At 70.4% G+C, this 17,092-nt stretch carries 15 protein-coding genes; 12 read left to right on the top strand and 3 right to left on the bottom strand.

All coding sequences use genetic code 11. The annotated features are described in order from the left end of the window. The first annotated feature begins 39 nt into the window (after positions 1-39). Positions 40-1,380 (top strand): class II 3-deoxy-7-phosphoheptulonate synthase, encoded by a 1,341-nt coding sequence (locus D8M34_RS00610; RefSeq protein ID WP_029989865.1) that lies wholly within the window; start codon positions 40-42, stop codon positions 1,378-1,380. A gap of 61 nt (positions 1,381-1,441) precedes the next feature. Here the strand turns inward: D8M34_RS00610 and pknB are convergent, their stop codons facing one another. Both pknB and D8M34_RS00620 read right to left on the bottom strand, forming a co-directional pair. Beyond that, positions 1,442-3,397: a Stk1 family PASTA domain-containing Ser/Thr kinase gene (gene pknB, locus D8M34_RS00615; RefSeq protein ID WP_126892918.1), complete on the bottom strand. Its 1,956-nt coding sequence runs from the start codon at positions 3,395-3,397 to the stop codon at positions 1,442-1,444. 76 nt (positions 3,398-3,473) lie between these two features. After that, complete coding sequence (locus D8M34_RS00620; RefSeq protein ID WP_231729465.1) at positions 3,474-4,610, bottom strand: LysM peptidoglycan-binding domain-containing protein; 1,137 nt, start codon at positions 4,608-4,610, stop codon at positions 3,474-3,476. A 130-nt stretch (positions 4,611-4,740) separates the two neighbouring features. Here D8M34_RS00620 and D8M34_RS00625 point away from each other — a divergent pair, with 130 nt between their 5' ends. Further along, on the top strand, positions 4,741-5,097 hold the full coding sequence (locus tag D8M34_RS00625) for an Rv2175c family DNA-binding protein (protein WP_025105098.1): 357 nt from the start codon (positions 4,741-4,743) through the stop codon (positions 5,095-5,097). Between the two features lie 6 nt (positions 5,098-5,103). On the opposite strand, the gene D8M34_RS00630 is transcribed toward D8M34_RS00625, so the two are convergent. Further along, positions 5,104-6,129 (bottom strand): polyprenyl synthetase family protein, encoded by a 1,026-nt coding sequence (locus D8M34_RS00630; protein WP_374460731.1) that lies wholly within the window; start codon positions 6,127-6,129, stop codon positions 5,104-5,106. Positions 6,130-6,291: 162 nt separating this feature from the next. On the opposite strand from D8M34_RS00630, the gene D8M34_RS00635 reads away from it, so the two are divergent. The 10 genes from D8M34_RS00635 (at position 6,292) to D8M34_RS00680 (ending at position 17,082) form a co-directional block, all read left to right on the top strand. Continuing rightward, positions 6,292-6,666, top strand: coding sequence for a DUF3040 domain-containing protein (locus tag D8M34_RS00635; RefSeq protein ID WP_062766900.1), 375 nt, complete (start codon positions 6,292-6,294; stop codon positions 6,664-6,666). 263 nt (positions 6,667-6,929) lie between these two features. Further along, positions 6,930-7,361, top strand: a complete 432-nt coding sequence (gene mraZ, locus D8M34_RS00640) for a division/cell wall cluster transcriptional repressor MraZ (RefSeq protein WP_025105095.1) — start codon at positions 6,930-6,932, stop codon at positions 7,359-7,361. Between the two features lie 103 nt (positions 7,362-7,464). Further along, on the top strand, positions 7,465-8,403 hold the full coding sequence (rsmH, locus tag D8M34_RS00645; RefSeq protein ID WP_062766897.1) for a 16S rRNA (cytosine(1402)-N(4))-methyltransferase RsmH: 939 nt from the start codon (positions 7,465-7,467) through the stop codon (positions 8,401-8,403). Then, the gene (locus D8M34_RS00650) at positions 8,400-8,972 is read left to right on the top strand and encodes a hypothetical protein (RefSeq protein WP_025105093.1); all 573 of its coding nucleotides are present in this window, start codon (positions 8,400-8,402) and stop codon (positions 8,970-8,972) included. Before rsmH ends, D8M34_RS00650 begins: the two co-directional genes overlap by 4 nt. Positions 8,973-8,997: 25 nt before the next feature. Continuing rightward, on the top strand, positions 8,998-10,767 hold the full coding sequence (locus D8M34_RS00655) for a peptidoglycan D,D-transpeptidase FtsI family protein (RefSeq protein ID WP_025105092.1): 1,770 nt from the start codon (positions 8,998-9,000) through the stop codon (positions 10,765-10,767). Positions 10,768-10,794: 27 nt separating this feature from the next. Then, a complete protein-coding gene (locus D8M34_RS00660) occupies positions 10,795-12,207 on the top strand; it encodes a UDP-N-acetylmuramoyl-tripeptide--D-alanyl-D-alanine ligase (protein WP_062766894.1) in 1,413 nt (470 codons plus the stop codon). Further along, positions 12,204-13,310, top strand: a complete 1,107-nt coding sequence (gene mraY / locus D8M34_RS00665) for a phospho-N-acetylmuramoyl-pentapeptide-transferase (RefSeq protein ID WP_025105090.1) — start codon at positions 12,204-12,206, stop codon at positions 13,308-13,310. Before D8M34_RS00660 ends, mraY begins: the two co-directional genes overlap by 4 nt. Further along, on the top strand, positions 13,300-14,835 hold the full coding sequence (murD, locus tag D8M34_RS00670; RefSeq protein ID WP_062766891.1) for a UDP-N-acetylmuramoyl-L-alanine--D-glutamate ligase: 1,536 nt from the start codon (positions 13,300-13,302) through the stop codon (positions 14,833-14,835). Before mraY ends, murD begins: the two co-directional genes overlap by 11 nt. Then, on the top strand, positions 14,804-16,009 hold the full coding sequence (gene ftsW / locus D8M34_RS00675; RefSeq protein WP_062633985.1) for a putative lipid II flippase FtsW: 1,206 nt from the start codon (positions 14,804-14,806) through the stop codon (positions 16,007-16,009). Before murD ends, ftsW begins: the two co-directional genes overlap by 32 nt. Beyond that, positions 16,006-17,082: a UDP-N-acetylglucosamine--N-acetylmuramyl-(pentapeptide) pyrophosphoryl-undecaprenol N-acetylglucosamine transferase gene (locus tag D8M34_RS00680; RefSeq protein WP_062766888.1), complete on the top strand. Its 1,077-nt coding sequence runs from the start codon at positions 16,006-16,008 to the stop codon at positions 17,080-17,082. The genes ftsW and D8M34_RS00680 overlap by 4 nt, the downstream gene beginning before the upstream one ends. The last annotated feature ends 10 nt before the right edge of the window (positions 17,083-17,092 follow it).

Below are 17,092 nucleotides of genomic sequence, written 5' to 3' on the forward strand. Positions count from 1 at the left end.
GCGCGTCTCGGCGGTGTCGCCGCCCACTAGGCTGGACGCATGCTCCCGCACCACATCGAAGCCCTTGATGCCTGGCGCTCGCTTCCCATCAAGCAGCAGCCGCAGTGGCCAGACGCCGACCGCGTCGCCGACGTCTCCCGGCAGATCTCGAGCCTTCCGCCGCTGGTCTTCGCCGGTGAGGTCGACAACCTCCGCGACCGTCTCGCCCGGGCCGCCTCGGGGCAGGCCTTCCTGCTGCAGGGCGGCGACTGCGCCGAGACGTTCGCCGGCGCGACCGCCGAGCAGATCCGCAACCGCATCAAGACGGTGCTGCAGATGGCCGTGGTGCTCACGTACGGCGCCTCGATGCCGGTCGTCAAGATGGGACGCATGGCCGGGCAGTTCGCCAAGCCGCGCTCCAGCGACACGGAGACCCGCGGCGAGGTCACGCTCCCGGCGTACCGCGGCGACATCGTCAACGGCTACGACTTCACCGAAGGCTCGCGTCAGGCCGACCCCGGTCGTCTGCTGCAGGGCTACCACACCGCGGCGTCGACGCTGAACCTCATCCGGGCGTTCACGCAGGGTGGATTCGCCGACCTCCGCGAGGTGCACTCCTGGAACAAGGGCTTCGCCCAGAACCCCGCCAACCAGCGCTACGAGCGCATGGCCGCGGAGATCGACCGGGCGATCAAGTTCATGGAGGCCGCCGGCGCCGACTTCGACGAGCTCAAGCGCGTCGAGTTCTTCACCGGGCACGAGGGCCTGCTCATGGACTACGAGCGCCCGATGACGCGCATCGACTCCCGGACGGACACCCCGTACAACACCTCGGCGCACTTCCTGTGGATCGGGGAGCGCACGCGCGAGCTCGACGGCGCGCACGTCGACTACTTCTCCAAGATCCGGAACCCGATCGGCGTGAAGCTGGGTCCCACCACGACGCCGGAGACGGCGCTGGCGCTCATCGACAAGCTCGACCCGGAGCGCGAGCCCGGACGCCTGACCTTCATCACGCGCATGGGCGCCGGACGCATCCGCGACGCGCTGCCCCCGCTGCTGGAGGCCGTCCGGGAATCCGGCGCGCAGCCGCTGTGGGTCACCGACCCCATGCACGGCAACGGCATCACCACGCCGACCGGCTACAAGACGCGGCGCTTCGACGACGTCGTCGACGAGGTCCGCGGCTTCTTCGAGGCGCACCGTGCGGTGGGCACGTTCCCCGGCGGCATCCACGTCGAGCTGACGGGAGACGATGTCACCGAGTGCCTGGGCGGGTCGGAGCAGATCGACGAGGCCGCGCTCGCGACCCGCTACGAGAGCCTGTGCGACCCGCGCCTGAACCACATGCAGTCGCTGGAGCTGGCGTTCCTCGTGGCCGAGGAGCTCGAGAAGCGCTGATCCGCGAAGCGGATGCACGAAGGGGCCGGAACGATGTTCCGGCCCCTTCGTCGTCTCGGTCTCAGCCGGCGAAGCCCATGGTGAGCGTGATGCTCGTGCCCTTGCGCTGCGGTTCGGTCGGGCTGTACGACTCCACCCGCGTGTTCTCGTTCGCGAGGAGGTCCCAGACGGAGTCGGGGAGTCCGGTGCTGCTCGTGTAGCTCCACGTGAAGCCGGCGTCACGTAGGGCGGCGGTGGCCTCGTTGCGCGTCATGCCCGACACATCGGGGACGTCGAAGAGCGGCGGCCCCTGCGAGATGATGAGCTGGATGGTCTCGCCCGGTCGCCAGGCTCCCTCTTCGGCGCGGTCCGCGTATCCGATGACGCGGTCCTTGCCGATGGAGTCGCTCGCGCGGTAGATGCTCTCCTCGGCGACCTTGAGCCCCTTGCCGGTCAGCGCCTCGGTGGCCTGAGCGACGGTCATGTCCGTGACGTCGGGCACGGCGCCGCGGGAGACCTCCATGGTCGCGGTGTCCTTCTCATGCACCGTGCAGCCCTCTTCGCAGCCGAAGGCGTCTCCGCCGTCCCGAGGCGTGATGCGCACGTTGATCACCGAGCCGTTCGCCGCGTCCGTGAAGAACTCCTCGTCGTCGGTGATCTCCAGGTTCGCCGCCTCCAGCGCTGCGCGGACGTCGTCGGCCGACTGCCCGGCGACGGCGGCGAGCTCGTGCGAGGCCGGGCCGGCGGAGACGACGACGGCGACCGTGGTGCCCTTGTCGACCCTGGCGCCGGTACCGGGATCGGTCTCGATGACGATGCCCTCGTCGACGTCGACGGAGAACTCGTCGCGCTGCGTCGGTTCGAAGCCTGCCTCCGTGAGGTCGGCCGCCGCCTCGTCGTACGTCTGTCCCGCGACATCGGGGACCGCGATGAGCGAACCGGGGCCGGAGCCGAACCACCAGCCCACGCCGCCGGCGAGGACCGCCAGCAGGAGCACGAGGGACAGCAGGAAGGTGCCGCGGGCGCGGCGCTTCGAGGCCCGCCGACGGAGGATGGTGGCGTTGTCGATCCCCGGGGAGGTCGCTGTCGCCGGCTCCGGGAGCACCATCGTGCCCGGCATGACCTTGGTGAGGTCGCCGGAGTCCGCCTGGTCACGGGCGGAGCCGGTCGTCCGGGTCACCGCGGGGGCGACGCCGATCTCGCGCTCGATCTCGCGCAGGCGCTCCAGCATCTGCTGTGCGTCGTCGGGCCGCTCGTCCGGCGACTTCTCCGTCGCCCAGAGCACGAGCTCGTCGAGCTGCTCCGGGACCGCGGGGTTGCGCACACTGGGGCGGGGGACCGACTCGGTGGCGTGCTGGAAAGCGATCTGCATCGGCTGCTCGCCCTTGTAGGGCTGCTCGCCGACGAGCATCTCGTAGAGCATGATGCCGAGCGCGTAGATGTCGCTGCGGGCGTCGGCCGTGCCGCGCGTGACGAGCTCGGGGGCGAGGTACGCGATGGTCCCGAGCAGCTGCTGGCCGGTCGCGGTGTTCGCCGTGGTGGCCCTGGCGAGACCGAAGTCGCCGATCTTGATGCGGCCGTCCTCCGCGAGCAGCACGTTCTCCGGCTTGACGTCGCGGTGGACGATCCCGGCGCGGTGCGCCGCGGACAGTCCGGCGAGGACAGCGTCCATGATCGTGATCGTCTGGGCGACCGTCAGGCGCTTCTGCTCGCGGAGGAGTTCACGCAGGGTGATGCCCGGCAGATACTCCATGACGAGGTAGGCGAGTTCGCCGTCCTGCCCCTGGTCGAAGACGTTGACGACGTGCGGGTCGGCCAGACGGGCGGCCGCGCGGGCCTCCTGGATGAACCGGCTCTGGAACGCCGAGTCGTCGCTGAGGTGCGCGTGCATCACCTTCAGGGCGATGCGGCGCTCGAGGCGCAGGTCGGTGGCGACGTAGACGGTGGCCATCCCGCCGCGGGCGATCCGCGCGCGGACGCGGTAGCGACCGTCGACAAGCCGCCCGATGAGGGGGTCGGCCTGATGGTTGGTCGTCACGACAGAAGTCTATGGACGATTGGCTGAAAGCCCCGGGAACGCCTCACCCCTCGACGCATCCGGATTTCCGGAATCGTCACCCGTGCTGGGCGAGCCACGCGTACGCCTGCGTCTCCCACTGCCCGTAGCGCTCGGGGTAGGCGGAGATCTGCACGGCCTGCGCCGCGTCGGTGAAGGAGAGGGATTCCCACCCCGGGATGTCGAACAGGCCGCGGGTGACATCGCCGTTGGGGTCGCCGGTCCCGCCGTAGAAGACCCGCGTGCTCCGTTCCGCATCCATGATCTGCTCCGGCGTGCCCCAGCCCGTGCTGGGGCGCTGCTGGAACAGGCCGAGCGAATCGCGGTCTCCCCAGTCGAGGTTCCGCAGACCCGACTCCACCATCCCCGTCGCGAGCGCGGTGGCGATCGCGCGGTCGGAGGCGCCCAGCTCACGGCCGATGCGGATGATGAGGGAGGCATTGGCCGCCTGCTCCGCATTCAGGGCGGCGGTGCGCTGGCCGCTCGGGGCGGCGGCGGGCGTCGGCGCCGGAGCACCCTGGACGGCGAGCTTCTGACCGGGATAGATGATCGAGGAGGCTTCGAGGCCGTTCCAGGCGAAGAGCGACTGCGTCGTGGTGCCGTACTTCTGGGCGATCGAGAACAGCGTCTCACCGGCGGCCACGGTGTGCGTGGCGGCGGCCGGTGCGGGGGTGGGCGTCGACGGCGCTGCGGCGGGAGCGGCCGCGGGGGCGGCGGGTGCGCCCGCGGAGACGACGAGCTTCTGGCCCGGGTAGATGATCGCGCCCTGGGGCAGGCCGTTCGCGGCGAGGACGGCGCTCACCGAGGTCCCGTACGTCCGGGCGATGGCGAACACCGTGTCGCCGGCCGCGACGACGTGCGTCTTCGCCGCGGCAGGGGCGGGCGTCGCGGCCGGGGCCGGAGCCGCCGCAGGTGCCCGCAGGGAGAGAGTCTGCCCGGGGTAGATCACGGAGCGCACCGAGAGCCCGTTCCAGCTGAGGACGTCGGCGGTCCGGAGCCCGTACCGACCGGCGATGCCGGCGACCGTGTCGCCCGGCTGCACGACGTGCCCCGGCGGCACGTTCTGCGTGGGGACGACGCGCGTCGGAGCGACGCGCTGGCGTTCGTGCGGTGCGAGCGGTGGTGCGGGTGCGGCGGCGGGTGTCGCCGTCAGGGTGGCGGCGAGAGCGCCGGCCACGGCTGTCTGCAGGATCACGTCGGGCCCCCTTTTCGAGCACTTCACGCTGACACGGATGTATAGAGATGTCAACAGAAGTGACGGGTGTGACGAATGGGACGGAAGTGACGAACATGCGACCGGGCCGTGGAGGTGAGATAGTGGCACCGTGTCTGAGAACGTCGCTGCAACCCCTGATTCCGCGCTCGAGTGGCTGACCATGCCCGACCTCGTCGAGGTCCTCGGCGAGCCGTTGGGTCGCGTGCGACGCCTGATCGACGAGCACTACCTCGTCGGCTCGCGCCGCAGCGGTGTCTTCGCGGTCCCCTCCGTGTTCATCGTGGACGGACAGCCGCTGAGCTCGCTGCGCGGAACGATCATCGTGCTGCAGGACGCCGGGTTCTCCGACGACGAGCTCATCGACTGGCTGCTCGCCGAGGACGAGACCCTCGGGCGTTCGCCGATCGCCTCTCTCCTCGCGGGGCACAAGAGCGAGGTGCGCCGGCTCGCGCGCACGCTCGCCTGAGCCTGCTCAGGAGGAGCGCACGGTGGCGGCCCTGGCGAGGTCGCGCAGCTCGCCGACCGCTGCGTCGTCGAGGCGCGCGCCGGTCAGTGCGCGGTCGGCGTCCCTGGCGTAGTCGGCGATCATCGTCTCGACGCGGTCCAGAGCCCCGGTCCCGGCGATCGTCTCCTGCAGGAAGGAGACTTGGGACGCCGACAGGTCGGGATCGCCGAGCATCTCGTCGAGCACCCGGCGGGCGGAGGTGTCCAGGCGCTCCCTGGTGAAGGCGATGAGCACGGTCCGCTTGCCCTCCCGCAGGTCGTCGCCCGCGGGCTTCCCGGTGACGGCGGCGTCGCCGAACACGCCGAGCACATCGTCGCGCAGCTGGAAAGCGAGACCGAGCGGATGTCCGAAGCGGCGCAGCGCCCGCGTCTGCTCGGCATCGGCGCCGGCCAGGCTCGCTCCGAGGACCAGCGGCTGCTCGATGCTGTAGCGCGCCGATTTCAGCGAGGCGACGCGGAGCGCCCGCTCGGCGTGCTCGCGGTCGTCGCTCACGCTCCACGCCGACTCCTCGGCGATGTCGAGGAACTGCCCGGTCGTGACGTCGCGACGCATCCGGGCATACTCCGCCCGCACGGTCCTCGCCTCGGCGTGCCCGTCGAGCGCCGACTCCAGGAGGTCGTCGCTCCAGGCCACGAGGAGATCGCCGAGCAGGACGGATCCGGCGCGCCCGAAGGCGGCGGCGTCGCCCCACCATCCGGCGGCGCGGTGCGAGGACTCGAGTGCGCGGTGGGCGGCGGGGCGTCCTCGACGGGTGTCCGAGTTGTCGATCAGGTCGTCATGGACGAGAGCGGCGGACTGGAAGATCTCGAGGGCGGCGCAGGCGTCCCACAGGTGGTCGTCCTCGACCGCGCGACGATCGCGGAACCGGGCGACCGCACGCCACCCGGCGTGACAGAACCGGGCGCGCAGGCGCTTGCCGCCGGAGAGGGTGTCCGCCGCCGCGGCGAGGAAGGCGGCGGCGTCCTCGCCGTACTCGGCCGACTCGGCTCGCATGCGGTCGAGGAAGAGGTCCAGTCGCGCGGCTACGGCCTCAGCGACGGAGGGGGAGGGGGACGGCACGACTCCCAGCATACGTAAAGGATGTGAGGCGGGAACCGCTAGCCCCGGACGCTGCTCGCGCGTAGACTGGAGGGCACGATACCCGAGGGGGATGAGATGCCACTCTCCGAACAGGAGCAACGTCTGCTCGACGAGATGGAACGCCATCTCCTGCACAATGACGCCGACGTCGTGAGCGCGCCGTCGGGTGATCGCACGCTGAGCTATCGCAACCTCGTCTACGGGGCCCTCCTCCTGCTCGCCGGCATCGGCGGACTGGTCGTGGGTGTCATCCTCGGCGACGTCTGGGGCATCGTGGTCGGCGTCATCGGATTCGCGGCCATGCTCGGCGGAGTGATGCTGGCCGTCACCCCGGTCCGGCGCAGCGGTCCGGCAGAGACCCGCACGCGCACCGCCCCGAAGCGGCAGGACTCCTCCTCCTTCATGGATCGCATGAACGACCGGTGGGATCGGCGCCAGGACGGTTACTGAGCCCCCTCCCTTCTCCTCCACCACGAAGCCCGGATGCTGAGCATCCGGGCTTTTTCGTGTCTTCGGTCCGTTGACGCCGTCTGACTCCTCCACTGGCCCTCCACTGGCCCTCCACCTTGCTCCACCGCGGAATCTCGCGGGTCGTGAGCGTGCGGGTTGCGAACCGCGGCGCGATACGCGGGATTCATCGTAGGAATGTGGAGGAAAGTGGAGTAAAGTGGGGCGCACCTCGAGTTGGCCGGACGGAGAGGGGGTGATGGCCGATGCTGCTGGGCACGCACTCACCGAAGCTGGACGACAAGGGACGGGTCATCCTTCCCGCGAAGTTCCGCGAGGACCTGGGCGGCGGCATCGTCGTCACCCGGGGTCAGGAGCGGTGCCTCTACGTCTTCAGCACGGCCGAGTTCGAGGCGATGCACGAGCGGATCCGTCAGGCCCCGCTCGCCAACAAGCAGGCGCGTGACTTCATGCGCATGTTCCTCTCCGGTGCCAGTGCGGAGATGCCCGACAGCCAGAACCGCATCACCATCCCCGCCCACCTGCGTCAGTACGCGGGTCTTCAGAAGGAGCTCATCGTGACCGGAGTCGGCGCCCACGCCGAGATCTGGGATGCGGAGAGCTGGAACGCCTACCTCGCCGCCGGCGAGGAGTCCTACGCCGAGCTGGAGCAGGAGGTGATTCCCGGACTGTTCTGACCACGGCTGTGATGCCCCGCCGCTCCCGCCCCGACACACTTCCCCGGTGCCGGGTCGAGAAGCGGAGGGGGATCAGAGCCGAAGGTCGGACCCGAGAGAGATCATGAACCTCCGCGACATCCACACCCCCGTCCTGCTCGACCGCTGCGTCGAGCTCCTCGCGCCGGCCCTCCGGGAGGACGGCGCCGTGCTCGTCGATGCCACCCTCGGCATGGGCGGGCACTCTGAGGCGCTGCTCGAGCGCTTCCCCGGCATCCGCCTGATCGGCCTGGACCGCGACACTGACGCGCTGAAGATCGCGGGGGAGCGGCTCGCCCGGTTCCGCGACCGCGTCACGCTCGTCCACACGGTCTACGACGAGATCGGTCTGCACGCCCAGGGCGCCGCCGGGATACTCTTCGACCTCGGCGTCTCGTCGCTGCAGCTGGACGAGGCCGAACGCGGCTTCGCGTACTCCAAGGACGCTCCGCTCGACATGCGGATGGACCAGACGAAGGGCATCACCGCCGCCGACGTCATCGCGACGTACAGCGAGGGGAATCTGCGCCGCATCTTCGAGCGGTACGGCGAGGAGAAGCTCGCCGCACGGTACGCCCGCTTCATCATCGACGCCCGCCAGAAGCAGCCGATCACCCGCTCCGGGGAGCTCGTGGACATCCTCGTGGCGGCGACGCCCGCCGCGGCACAGCGTGCGGGGCACCCCGCGAAGCGCGTGTTCCAGGCGCTGCGCATCGAGGTCAACGCGGAGCTGAACGTGCTCGCGGACGCCATCCCCTCCGCGATGGACGCTCTCGCCGTCGGCGGTCGCATCGTCGTGATGTCGTACCAGTCCCTCGAGGACCGGCTGGTGAAGCAGGCCTTCGCCGCCGCGTCCTCCTCGACGGCGCCCGCCGGTCTCCCTGTCGAGCTGCCGGAGCACGCCCCCCGATTCCGCATCCTGACCAAGGGGGCGGAACTCGCCGACGACGAAGAACGCGCACGCAACCCGCGTGCGATACCGGTGCGCCTGCGCGCCGCCGAGAAGGTGCGGGAGAGCGCATGAGCATGAACGCAGTCCGCAAGCCGACCCTGCCGCTGCAGCCAGTCGTCCCGGAGAAGACCCCGGAGCGCCGCCTCCAGCCCGTGACGGCACCGGCGCGGCGGCGGAAGCCGAAGCTCGCCTACGCGCTCGTGGCCCTCGGCGGAGCCCTCGCGATCGGTGCCGCGCAGGTCGGACTCTCCCTGGCCATCACGCAGGACTCGTTCACCCTCGCCGGGCTGACCTCCCAGCAGCGCGAGCTCGATCTCCGCACGGATGCACTGAAGGAGGAGCTCACGGGTCTGAGCTCTCCGCAGGTGCTCGCCGGCAATGCGGCCGACCTCGGCATGGTCGTCGCGGGAGCGCCCTCGTATCTGCGTCTCAGCGACGGCGCGGTCTTCGGCGCCGGTGCCGGCGCGGAGGGGATCTCGACGGTCGACCCCCACGGACCGGCGGCCGTCGGCAACGTCCTCGTCACCGAGGAGACGCCCGCGGCGGAGCAGACCGCGGAGGAGTCCACAGGCGGCACTCCGCCCGCGACGGATCTGCCGCCCGCCCTCACCGACGGCCTCCCCAGCCCCACGACCCACTGACCATCCCGATCGACGGAGAGATCCCATGACGACACGAGCCACGCGCGGACCGCGGCGACGCACCGTCGTCGCACTGGCGGTCATCCTCTCGGTGCTGGTGGCGTTCGTCGTCCGCCTCATCGACATCCAGGTCGTGAGCGCCGACGAGCACGTCAGCCAATCCCTCGAGCACATCGGGGACGGGTCGACGATCCCCGGACAGCGCGGCTCCATCGTCGACGCGGAGGGCACCGTCCTCGCGTCGAGCGTCATGGTGTACGACGCCCAGCTCAGCCCGCAGGTGATCCGACTCACGGAGGAGAAGGACCCGGCGCTGCCGTGGGCCGAGGCCTCCGAGAAGATCGCCGAGATCACGGGCGTGCCGGGCGACGAGATCCGCAAGCGGGTCTCGGACGCCCTGGCCGAGAACCCGAACAGCCAGTACGCGCCCTTGAAGACCGGGTTGAACACCGAGCAGTACATCGCGCTCCGCGACCTCGGCCTCGGGTCCTACCTGGCGCTGAAGCCGCGCGAGACGCGGGTCTATCCGAACGGCGCGGTCGCCGGCAACGTGCTGGGCTTCCTCGACAACACGGGCGAGGCCAAAGCCGGTGTGGAGCAGCTCGAGGAGTCGTGCCTCGCGCCCGTGGACGGTGAGAAGACGTACCGCAAGGGCAAGGACGGGGTCGTGATCCCGGGCAGCGAGTCCGTCACCGACGCCGTGAACGGCGGCACCGTGCAGCTCACGATCAACAGCGACCTCCAGTGGTACCTCCAGCAGATGGTCGGCGAGGAGGCCCAGAAGCAGGGCGCGAAGGGCGGGACCGTGACGGTGGTCGAGGTGGGCACCGGCAAGATCCGCGCCGCCGCCGAGTGGCCCGCCATGGACCCCAACGACCTGGACTCCTCGACGCCGGAGACGCGTTACAGTCAGATCTTCCACCGCGACTTCGAGCCGGGCTCGACGTTCAAGGCGATCACGGCGGCGGCGGCGATGGAGGGTGCCGGCCTCACTCCGCTCAGCACCGTCACGGCCTCGTCGCGGGAGACCTTCCCCAACGGCGCCGTGGTCAACGACGCGTTCAGCCACCCCGCGTACAACTACACGCTGGCCGGCGGACTCATCGACTCGTCCAACACGGCGCTGTCGAAGTTCGGCACGATGGTCGCCCCCGAGGTCCGCTACGACTACCTGCAGCGATTCGGCGTCGGTCAGAAGACGCTGGACTTCCCCTCCGAGGTGGGGGGCATCCTCCACCCGGTGAGCGACTGGGACAGCCAGTCGCTCTACACGACGACGTTCGGCCAGTACTTCACCGTGACGGCTCCCCAGCTCGCCGGCGCGTACCAGGCCATCGCCAACGGCGGGGAGAAGATCGACCTGACGATGGTCGAGTCCTGCACCGCACCCGACGGGACGGTCACGGAGACCCCGAAGCCGAAGCATGAGCAGATCGTGAAGGAGCAGACCGCGGCCGATCTGACGCGCATGCTCGAGAACGTGGCCGTGCAGGGCGGGAACGCCGATCGCATCCAGGTGCCCGGCTATCGCGTGACCAGCAAGACCGGTACCGCACAGGTCTCCGACGGCAAGGGCGGCTACAAGGCGGGCGTCTACTACACCAGCATGGTGGGCTTCGCTCCCGTCGACGACCCCCAGTACGTCGTCGTGGTGACCCTCGACGAGCCGACTAAGGTTGTATCGTCCGCGGCCACCGCTTCCGCCTTCCAGAAGGCGATGACGCAGGTGATGAAGACCTATCGCGTGATGCCGTCCTCTGTCCCGATGGACGCGCTCCTCCCCAAGTTCGGATAGCCGGCGAGAGCCGCGCATGGAGATGACATGATCGCCCTGACGCTCGCTGAGATCGCCGCCGCCGTCGGTGGTGAGCTGCGCGTGGCCGGAGAGCACACGCCGGAGACGGTGGTCGACGGCATCGTCGACACCGATTCCCGAACCATGGAGGCCGGGTCGATCTTCGTCGCCAAGCCCGGAGCCGAGACGGACGGACACCGCTTCGTCGGCGCCGCCGTCGAAGCCGGCGCGGTGCTGGCGATCGTCGAGCGTCCGGTCGACGTCGCGGTTTCACAGATCGTCGTCCCGGATGCCGTCGCCGCGCTCGGCGACCTCGCCCGCGAGGTCGTGGCGCGCGTACGCGCCGGCGGGAACCTGCGCATCGTCGGCATCACCGGCTCCAACGGCAAGACGACGACGAAGAACTTCCTCGCCCGCATCCTCGAGGACGAGGGCGAGACCGTCGCTCCGGTGAAGTCTTTCAACAACGAGGTCGGCGCCCCGGTGACGATGCTCCGCGTCACGCACGACACCCGCTTCCTCGTGAGCGAGTTCGGCGCCGCCGCGCCGGGCAGCATCGCGCGGCTCGCCGGCCTCGTCGAGCCCGACCTCGTCGTCGTGCTCATGGTCGGGATGGCGCACGCCGGGGGCTTCGGCGGCATCGAGGCCACCGCGAAGGCCAAGTCCGAGCTCGTCGCCGCGGCCCGCGTGCCCGGCACGGCCGTGCTCAACGCCGACGACGCCCGGGTGTGGGCGATGCGCGAGCTCGCGGAGAGCCGCGGCCTCCGGGTCGTCGGCTTCGGCCAGTCCGCCGCGGCCGCCGTGCACGCGCGCGACATCGAGGTCTCGGCCTCCGGCACGCAGTGCGTGATCGAAGTCGCGGGGCAGCGGCTGCCGCTGCGCCTGCGCGTCCTCGGCGCGCACCACGTCACGAACGCCCTCGCCGCGATCACCGCGGCCGTCGAGCTCGGTGTGGCCCCTGCCGACGCCGTCGCCCGCTTGGAGACCGTCGAGATCGCCGAGCGCTGGCGCATGCAGCCCCTGGGCAACGACCGCGTCCGCATCATCAACGACGCCTACAACGCCAGCCCCGACTCGATGGCAGCCGCCCTGCGGACCCTCGCCCAGATCACCGGCCCCGACGAGCGCACCGTCGCCGTCCTCGGCGCGATGAGCGAGCTCGGCGAGAGCGCGGGGGAGGAGCACGACCGCATCGGCCTCCTCGCGGTGCGCCTCAACATCCGGCGCATCGTCGTCGTCGGCCCGGAGGCCCGTCGGCTGTACCTCGCCGCCGTCGGCGAGGGATCGTGGGACAGCGAGGCCGTGCATCTGCCGGACCAGGACGCCGCGTTCGAGTACCTCCGCACCGAGCTGCGCGACGGCGACCGGGTCCTCGTGAAGTCGTCCAACTCCGTGGGCCTCCGGCATCTCGGCGATCGTCTGGGAGAATTGTTCTCGTGAGGTCCCTCATCATGGCGGCGGCCATCTCGCTCGCCTTCACTCTCTTCCTGACTCCCGTCTTCCTCCGGCTCTTCCGGAAGTGGGGCTGGGGGCAGGTCATCCGCACCCCGGAAGCCGCCGGCAACCCGAGCCACGAGGCCAAGCGCGGCACGCCCACGATGGGCGGGGTCATCTTCATCCTCGGCTCGATCGTCGGCTACTTCACCGGCGTCCTCGTCAGCGGCGAGACCCCGGCGCTGTCCGCGATCCTCGTCATCTGGCTCATGGTCGGCTTCGGCGTGGTCGGGTTCATCGACGACTACATGAAGGTGCGCAGCCAGCGCAGCCTCGGGCTCTCCGGGTGGCGCAAGGTGATCGGTCAGCTCATCGTCGTGATCCCCTTCGGGATCGTGGCGCTGAACTTCCCGAACAAGTGGGGGCAGACGCCGGCCAGTGCGTCCATCTCCCTCTTCCGCGACATCACGTGGCTGAACCTCTTCGCGTTCGGCGTCATCCTCGGCTGGATCCTCTACCTCGCCTGGATCTCGATCATCGGGGTCGCGACCTCCAACAGCGTCAACCTCACCGACGGCCTCGACGGCCTCGCCGCCGGCGCCGGCGTGATCGTCGTCGGTGCGTACAGCCTCATCGCGTTCTGGCAGTTCAAGCAGCCCTGCATCGGCGGAGACCCCGGCTCCCTCGGCGGCTGCTACGAGGTGCGCGACCCGTTCAACCTCGCCATCATCTCGGCCTCGTTCGCCGCCAGCCTCATCGGCTTCCTGTGGTGGAACGCCCCGAAGGCCAAGGTGTTCATGGGAGACGTGGGTTCGATGGCCATCGGCGGCGTCATCACCGCGATGGCGGTCATGACCCGCACCGAGCTGCTGCTCCTCATCATCGCCGGTGTCTTCGTGCTCGCCTCCGGATCCGTGATCCTGCAGCGCGCCTACTTCAAGATCACCCGCGGCAAGCGGCTCTTCCTCATGAGCCCGTTCCACCACCACCTCGAGATGCGGGGATGGTCGGAGGTCACCATCGTGGTGCGCATGTGGATCATCGCGGGTCTGCTCGCCGTCTCCGCCGTCGGTCTCTTCTACGTCGAATGGCTGACCCGTGTCGGCTGAGCGCCTGGCCGGACTGACGAGCTGGCACGCCGACTGGCGTGGCCTGCGCGTCGCCGTCCTCGGCCTCTCCATGACCGGCTTCTCCGTCGCCGACACCCTCGCCGAGCTCGGTGCCGACGTCCTCGTGCTCAGCGCGTCGGCGGAGGAGGAGTACGCCCGTCTGCTCCCCGTCATCGGCGCCCGGTTGGAGCTCGGTCCGCTGGACGCCGTGCCCGAGGCGCTGACGGCGTTCGCGCCCGAGGTCGTCATCGCCTCCCCGGGTTTCGCTCCGTCGCACCCCGTCATCCGCTGGGTCCAGGACGAGGGCATCGCGCTCTGGGGCGACGTCGAGCTCGCCTGGCGCGTGCGTGACAAGGTCCTCCGCGCGGACGGCACGCCGGCCGACTGGGTGCTCATCACCGGCACCAACGGCAAGACGACCACGACCCAGCTCACGGCGACGCTGCTCGTCGCCGGCGGGCTGCGTGCCGCACCCTGCGGCAACATCGGCGTCCCCGTGCTCGACGCGGTCAGGGATCCGGCCGGCTTCGACGTGCTCGTCGTCGAACTCTCCAGCCACCAGCTCTGGTATCTCGGCCTGTCGCGCCCGGAGGGGGAGCTCTTCCCGCACGCCGCGGTCTGCCTCAACCTCGCCGACGATCATCTCGTCTGGCACGGCAGCGCCCAGGCGTACCGGGACGCGAAGGCCCTGGTCTATCGGAACACCCGCGTCGCCTGCGTCTACAACAAGGCCGACGAGGCCACGCGGCGGATGGTCGAGGAGGCCGAGGTCGTCGAGGGCGCTCGTGCCATCGGCTTCGACCTGGGCATCCCCGGCCCGAGCGACCTCGGCGTCGTGGAGGGGCTGCTCGTCGATCGGGCCTTCCTCGACGACCGGGCCCGCAGTGCCCTGGAGCTGACGACGGTCGCCGACCTGGAGGCCGCCGGTCTGTCGGCCCCGCACATCGTGCAGAACATCCTCGCCGCCAGTGCTCTCGCCCGGTCCCTCGGAGTCGAGCCCGAGGCGATCCACGGGGCGCTGCAGAGCTTCCGGCTGGACGCGCACCGCATCGAGGTGGTCGCGCGGCATGCCGGCATCACCTGGATCGACGACTCCAAGGCGACGAACCCGCACGCCGCCGCCTCCTCGCTGCGCGCGTACCCGGGCGCGGTATGGGTCGTCGGCGGCGATCTCAAGGGCGTCGACATCGCCGATCTCGTCGCGGACGCCGGCTCGACCGCGCGCGCGGCGGTCGTCATCGGAGTGGACCGCACGGCCGTCGTCGCGGCATTCGAGCGACACGCGCCGACGGTGCCGGTCTTCGAGGTCGATGCTGGCGACACTGGACAGGTCATGAACCGCGTCGTGGAGATCGCGGCGGGGATCGTCGACGGGGAGGGCACCGTGCTCCTCGCTCCCGCCGCCGCATCCTTCGACCAGTTCTCCAGCTACGCGGATCGCGGCCACCGCTTCGCCGAAGCGGTGCAGGAATGGATCGATCGGGGGAGCACCGATGACGCAGGTGGCTCGCCCTCCGCGGTCTGAGTCGGGCGGGCTCGCGGCCCGGGTCTCGCTCGGGCGCCGGTTCACGCCGGTCTCGACCGAGTTCCTGCTGATCGCGTCGACCGCCCTGCTCCTCACGATCTTCGGCCTCGTCATGGTGCTGTCCGCGACGAGCGCCACCGCCGTGGCCAACGCGCAGAACCCGTTGGACGGCGCCCTCCGGCAGGGTGTGTTCGCCCTGCTCGGCATCCCGATGATGTTCCTCATCAGCCGCTTCCCCGTGGACTTCCTCAAGCGCATGGCCTGGCCGGCGCTGTTCGGCGCAGTGGCCCTCCAGCTCCTGGTGTTCACGCCGCTCGGCATCGCCGACGGCGGAAACCGGAACTGGATCCAGGTGGCGGGCTTCCAGATGCAGCCGTCCGAGTTCCTCAAGCTGGCGCTCGCCCTGTGGATCGCCGCGGTGCTGCTGCGCAAGCAGACCATGCTCGGCACCTGGCACCACGTCTTCATCCCCGTCGTGCCGGTCGGCGCGCTGGCGATCGGCACCGTGCTCGCGGGCAAGGACCTCGGCACCGCGATGGTGATGGTCCTCATCCTCCTCGGCTGCCTCTTCTTCTCCGGCGTGAAGCTGCGGCTGTTCATCATCCCGATGATCCTGGGCGTGGTCGCGGTGCTGGCCTACGCGCTCTCCAGCGAGGACCGCATGCGCCGCATCACCGCCACCTGCGACGACATGGCGCTGTACTACACGGACTGCTACCAGTCGATCCACGGCATCTGGGGCATGGCCTCCGGCGGTGTCTTCGGCCTCGGTCTCGGCAATTCCCAGGAGAAGTACGGGTGGCTGCCCGCCGCCGGCAACGACTTCATCTTCGCGATCGTCGGCGAGGAGCTGGGGCTGATCGGCTGCATCGTCGTGCTCGCCCTCTTCACGTTCTTCACGGTGGGCGCGTTCCACGTGATCCGCAAGACCTCGGACCCCTTCATCCGCGTCGCGGCCGGGGGGATCACGGTCTGGATCGTCGGCCAGGCGGTCCTGAACATCGGCGTCGTCATCGGGGTCTTCCCGGTGATGGGCGTGCCGCTGCCGTTCATGTCCCAGGGGGGAACGGCCCTCTTCGCGGTGCTCATCGCGTGTGGTGTGCTGCTGGCCTTCGCGCGGACCATCCCGGTCGCCGAGAAGCAGTCAGCCGAGCGGGGTAGGGTCGCGAGGTGACTTCGTACCTCCTCGCGGGCGGTGGCACCGCCGGCCATGTCAATCCGCTGCTCGCCGTCGCCGACGCGCTCCGCGAGCGCGACCCCGACGCGACGGTCCTCGTGCTCGGCACGGCCGAAGGCCTGGAGTCCCGCCTCGTCCCCGAGCGCGGCTACGAGCTGCTCATCGTCGACAAGGTGCCGTTCCCGCGGCGGCCGAACGCGCAGGCCGCCGCGTTCCCCGCGCGGTTCCGTCGGGCGATCGCGCAGGTGCGCGCGCACATCCGGCAGCACGGCATCGACGTCGTAGTCGGCTTCGGCGGCTACGCCTCCGCACCCGCCTACGTCGCCGCGCGTCGCGAGCGCGTGCCCTTCGTCGTCCACGAGGCCAACGCGAAGCCCGGGCTGGCGAACGTGCTCGGTGCCCGTGCGGCCGCGGGCGTGGGCGTCGCGTTCGCCGGGACGCCCCTCCGCGGAAGCGAGGTGGTCGGCATGCCGCTGCGGCGCGAGGTCATCACGCTCGACCGGGTGGCACGGCGCGCCGAGGCCGCGGAGTACTTCGGGCTCGACCCCGATCGCCCCGTGCTGCTCGTCTTCGGCGGCTCGCTCGGAGCGCAGCGCTTGAACGACGCTCTGGCGGATTCCTGGCGCGACATCCTCGCCGCCGGCTGGCAACTGCTGCACGTGACGGGGGAGCGCAGCGACCTTCCCGATCCGGGCGTCGCCGGCTATGCCCTCCGGCGGTACGTCGACCGCATGGATCTGGCGTTCGCCCTGGCCGACCTCATCGTGTCGCGCTCGGGGTCGGCGACGGTCAGCGAGATCAGCGCGCTCGGCATCCCCGCGCTGTACGTGCCGTACTCGGTGGGCAACGGGGAGCAGCGTCTGAACGCCGGGTCGGCCGTGGCCGCCGGTGCCGCGCAGCTCCTCGACGACGCGACCTTCGACGGCGACGCCGTCCGGCGTATCGTCGTGCCGCTGCTCGGCGATCCCGACCGCATCCGGCGGATGGCGGAGGCCGCGGAGTCCGCGGGCACCCGCACCGGGACCGAGAACGTCGTGGCGATGATCGATCGTGCCCTCGGTGCGGCGTGACGCCGCCGAC

Origin of the sequence: Microbacterium sp. HSID17254 (genome assembly GCF_003989315.1) — a bacterium.
In the GTDB taxonomy this organism is placed as follows: Bacteria; Actinomycetota; Actinomycetes; order Actinomycetales; family Microbacteriaceae; genus Microbacterium.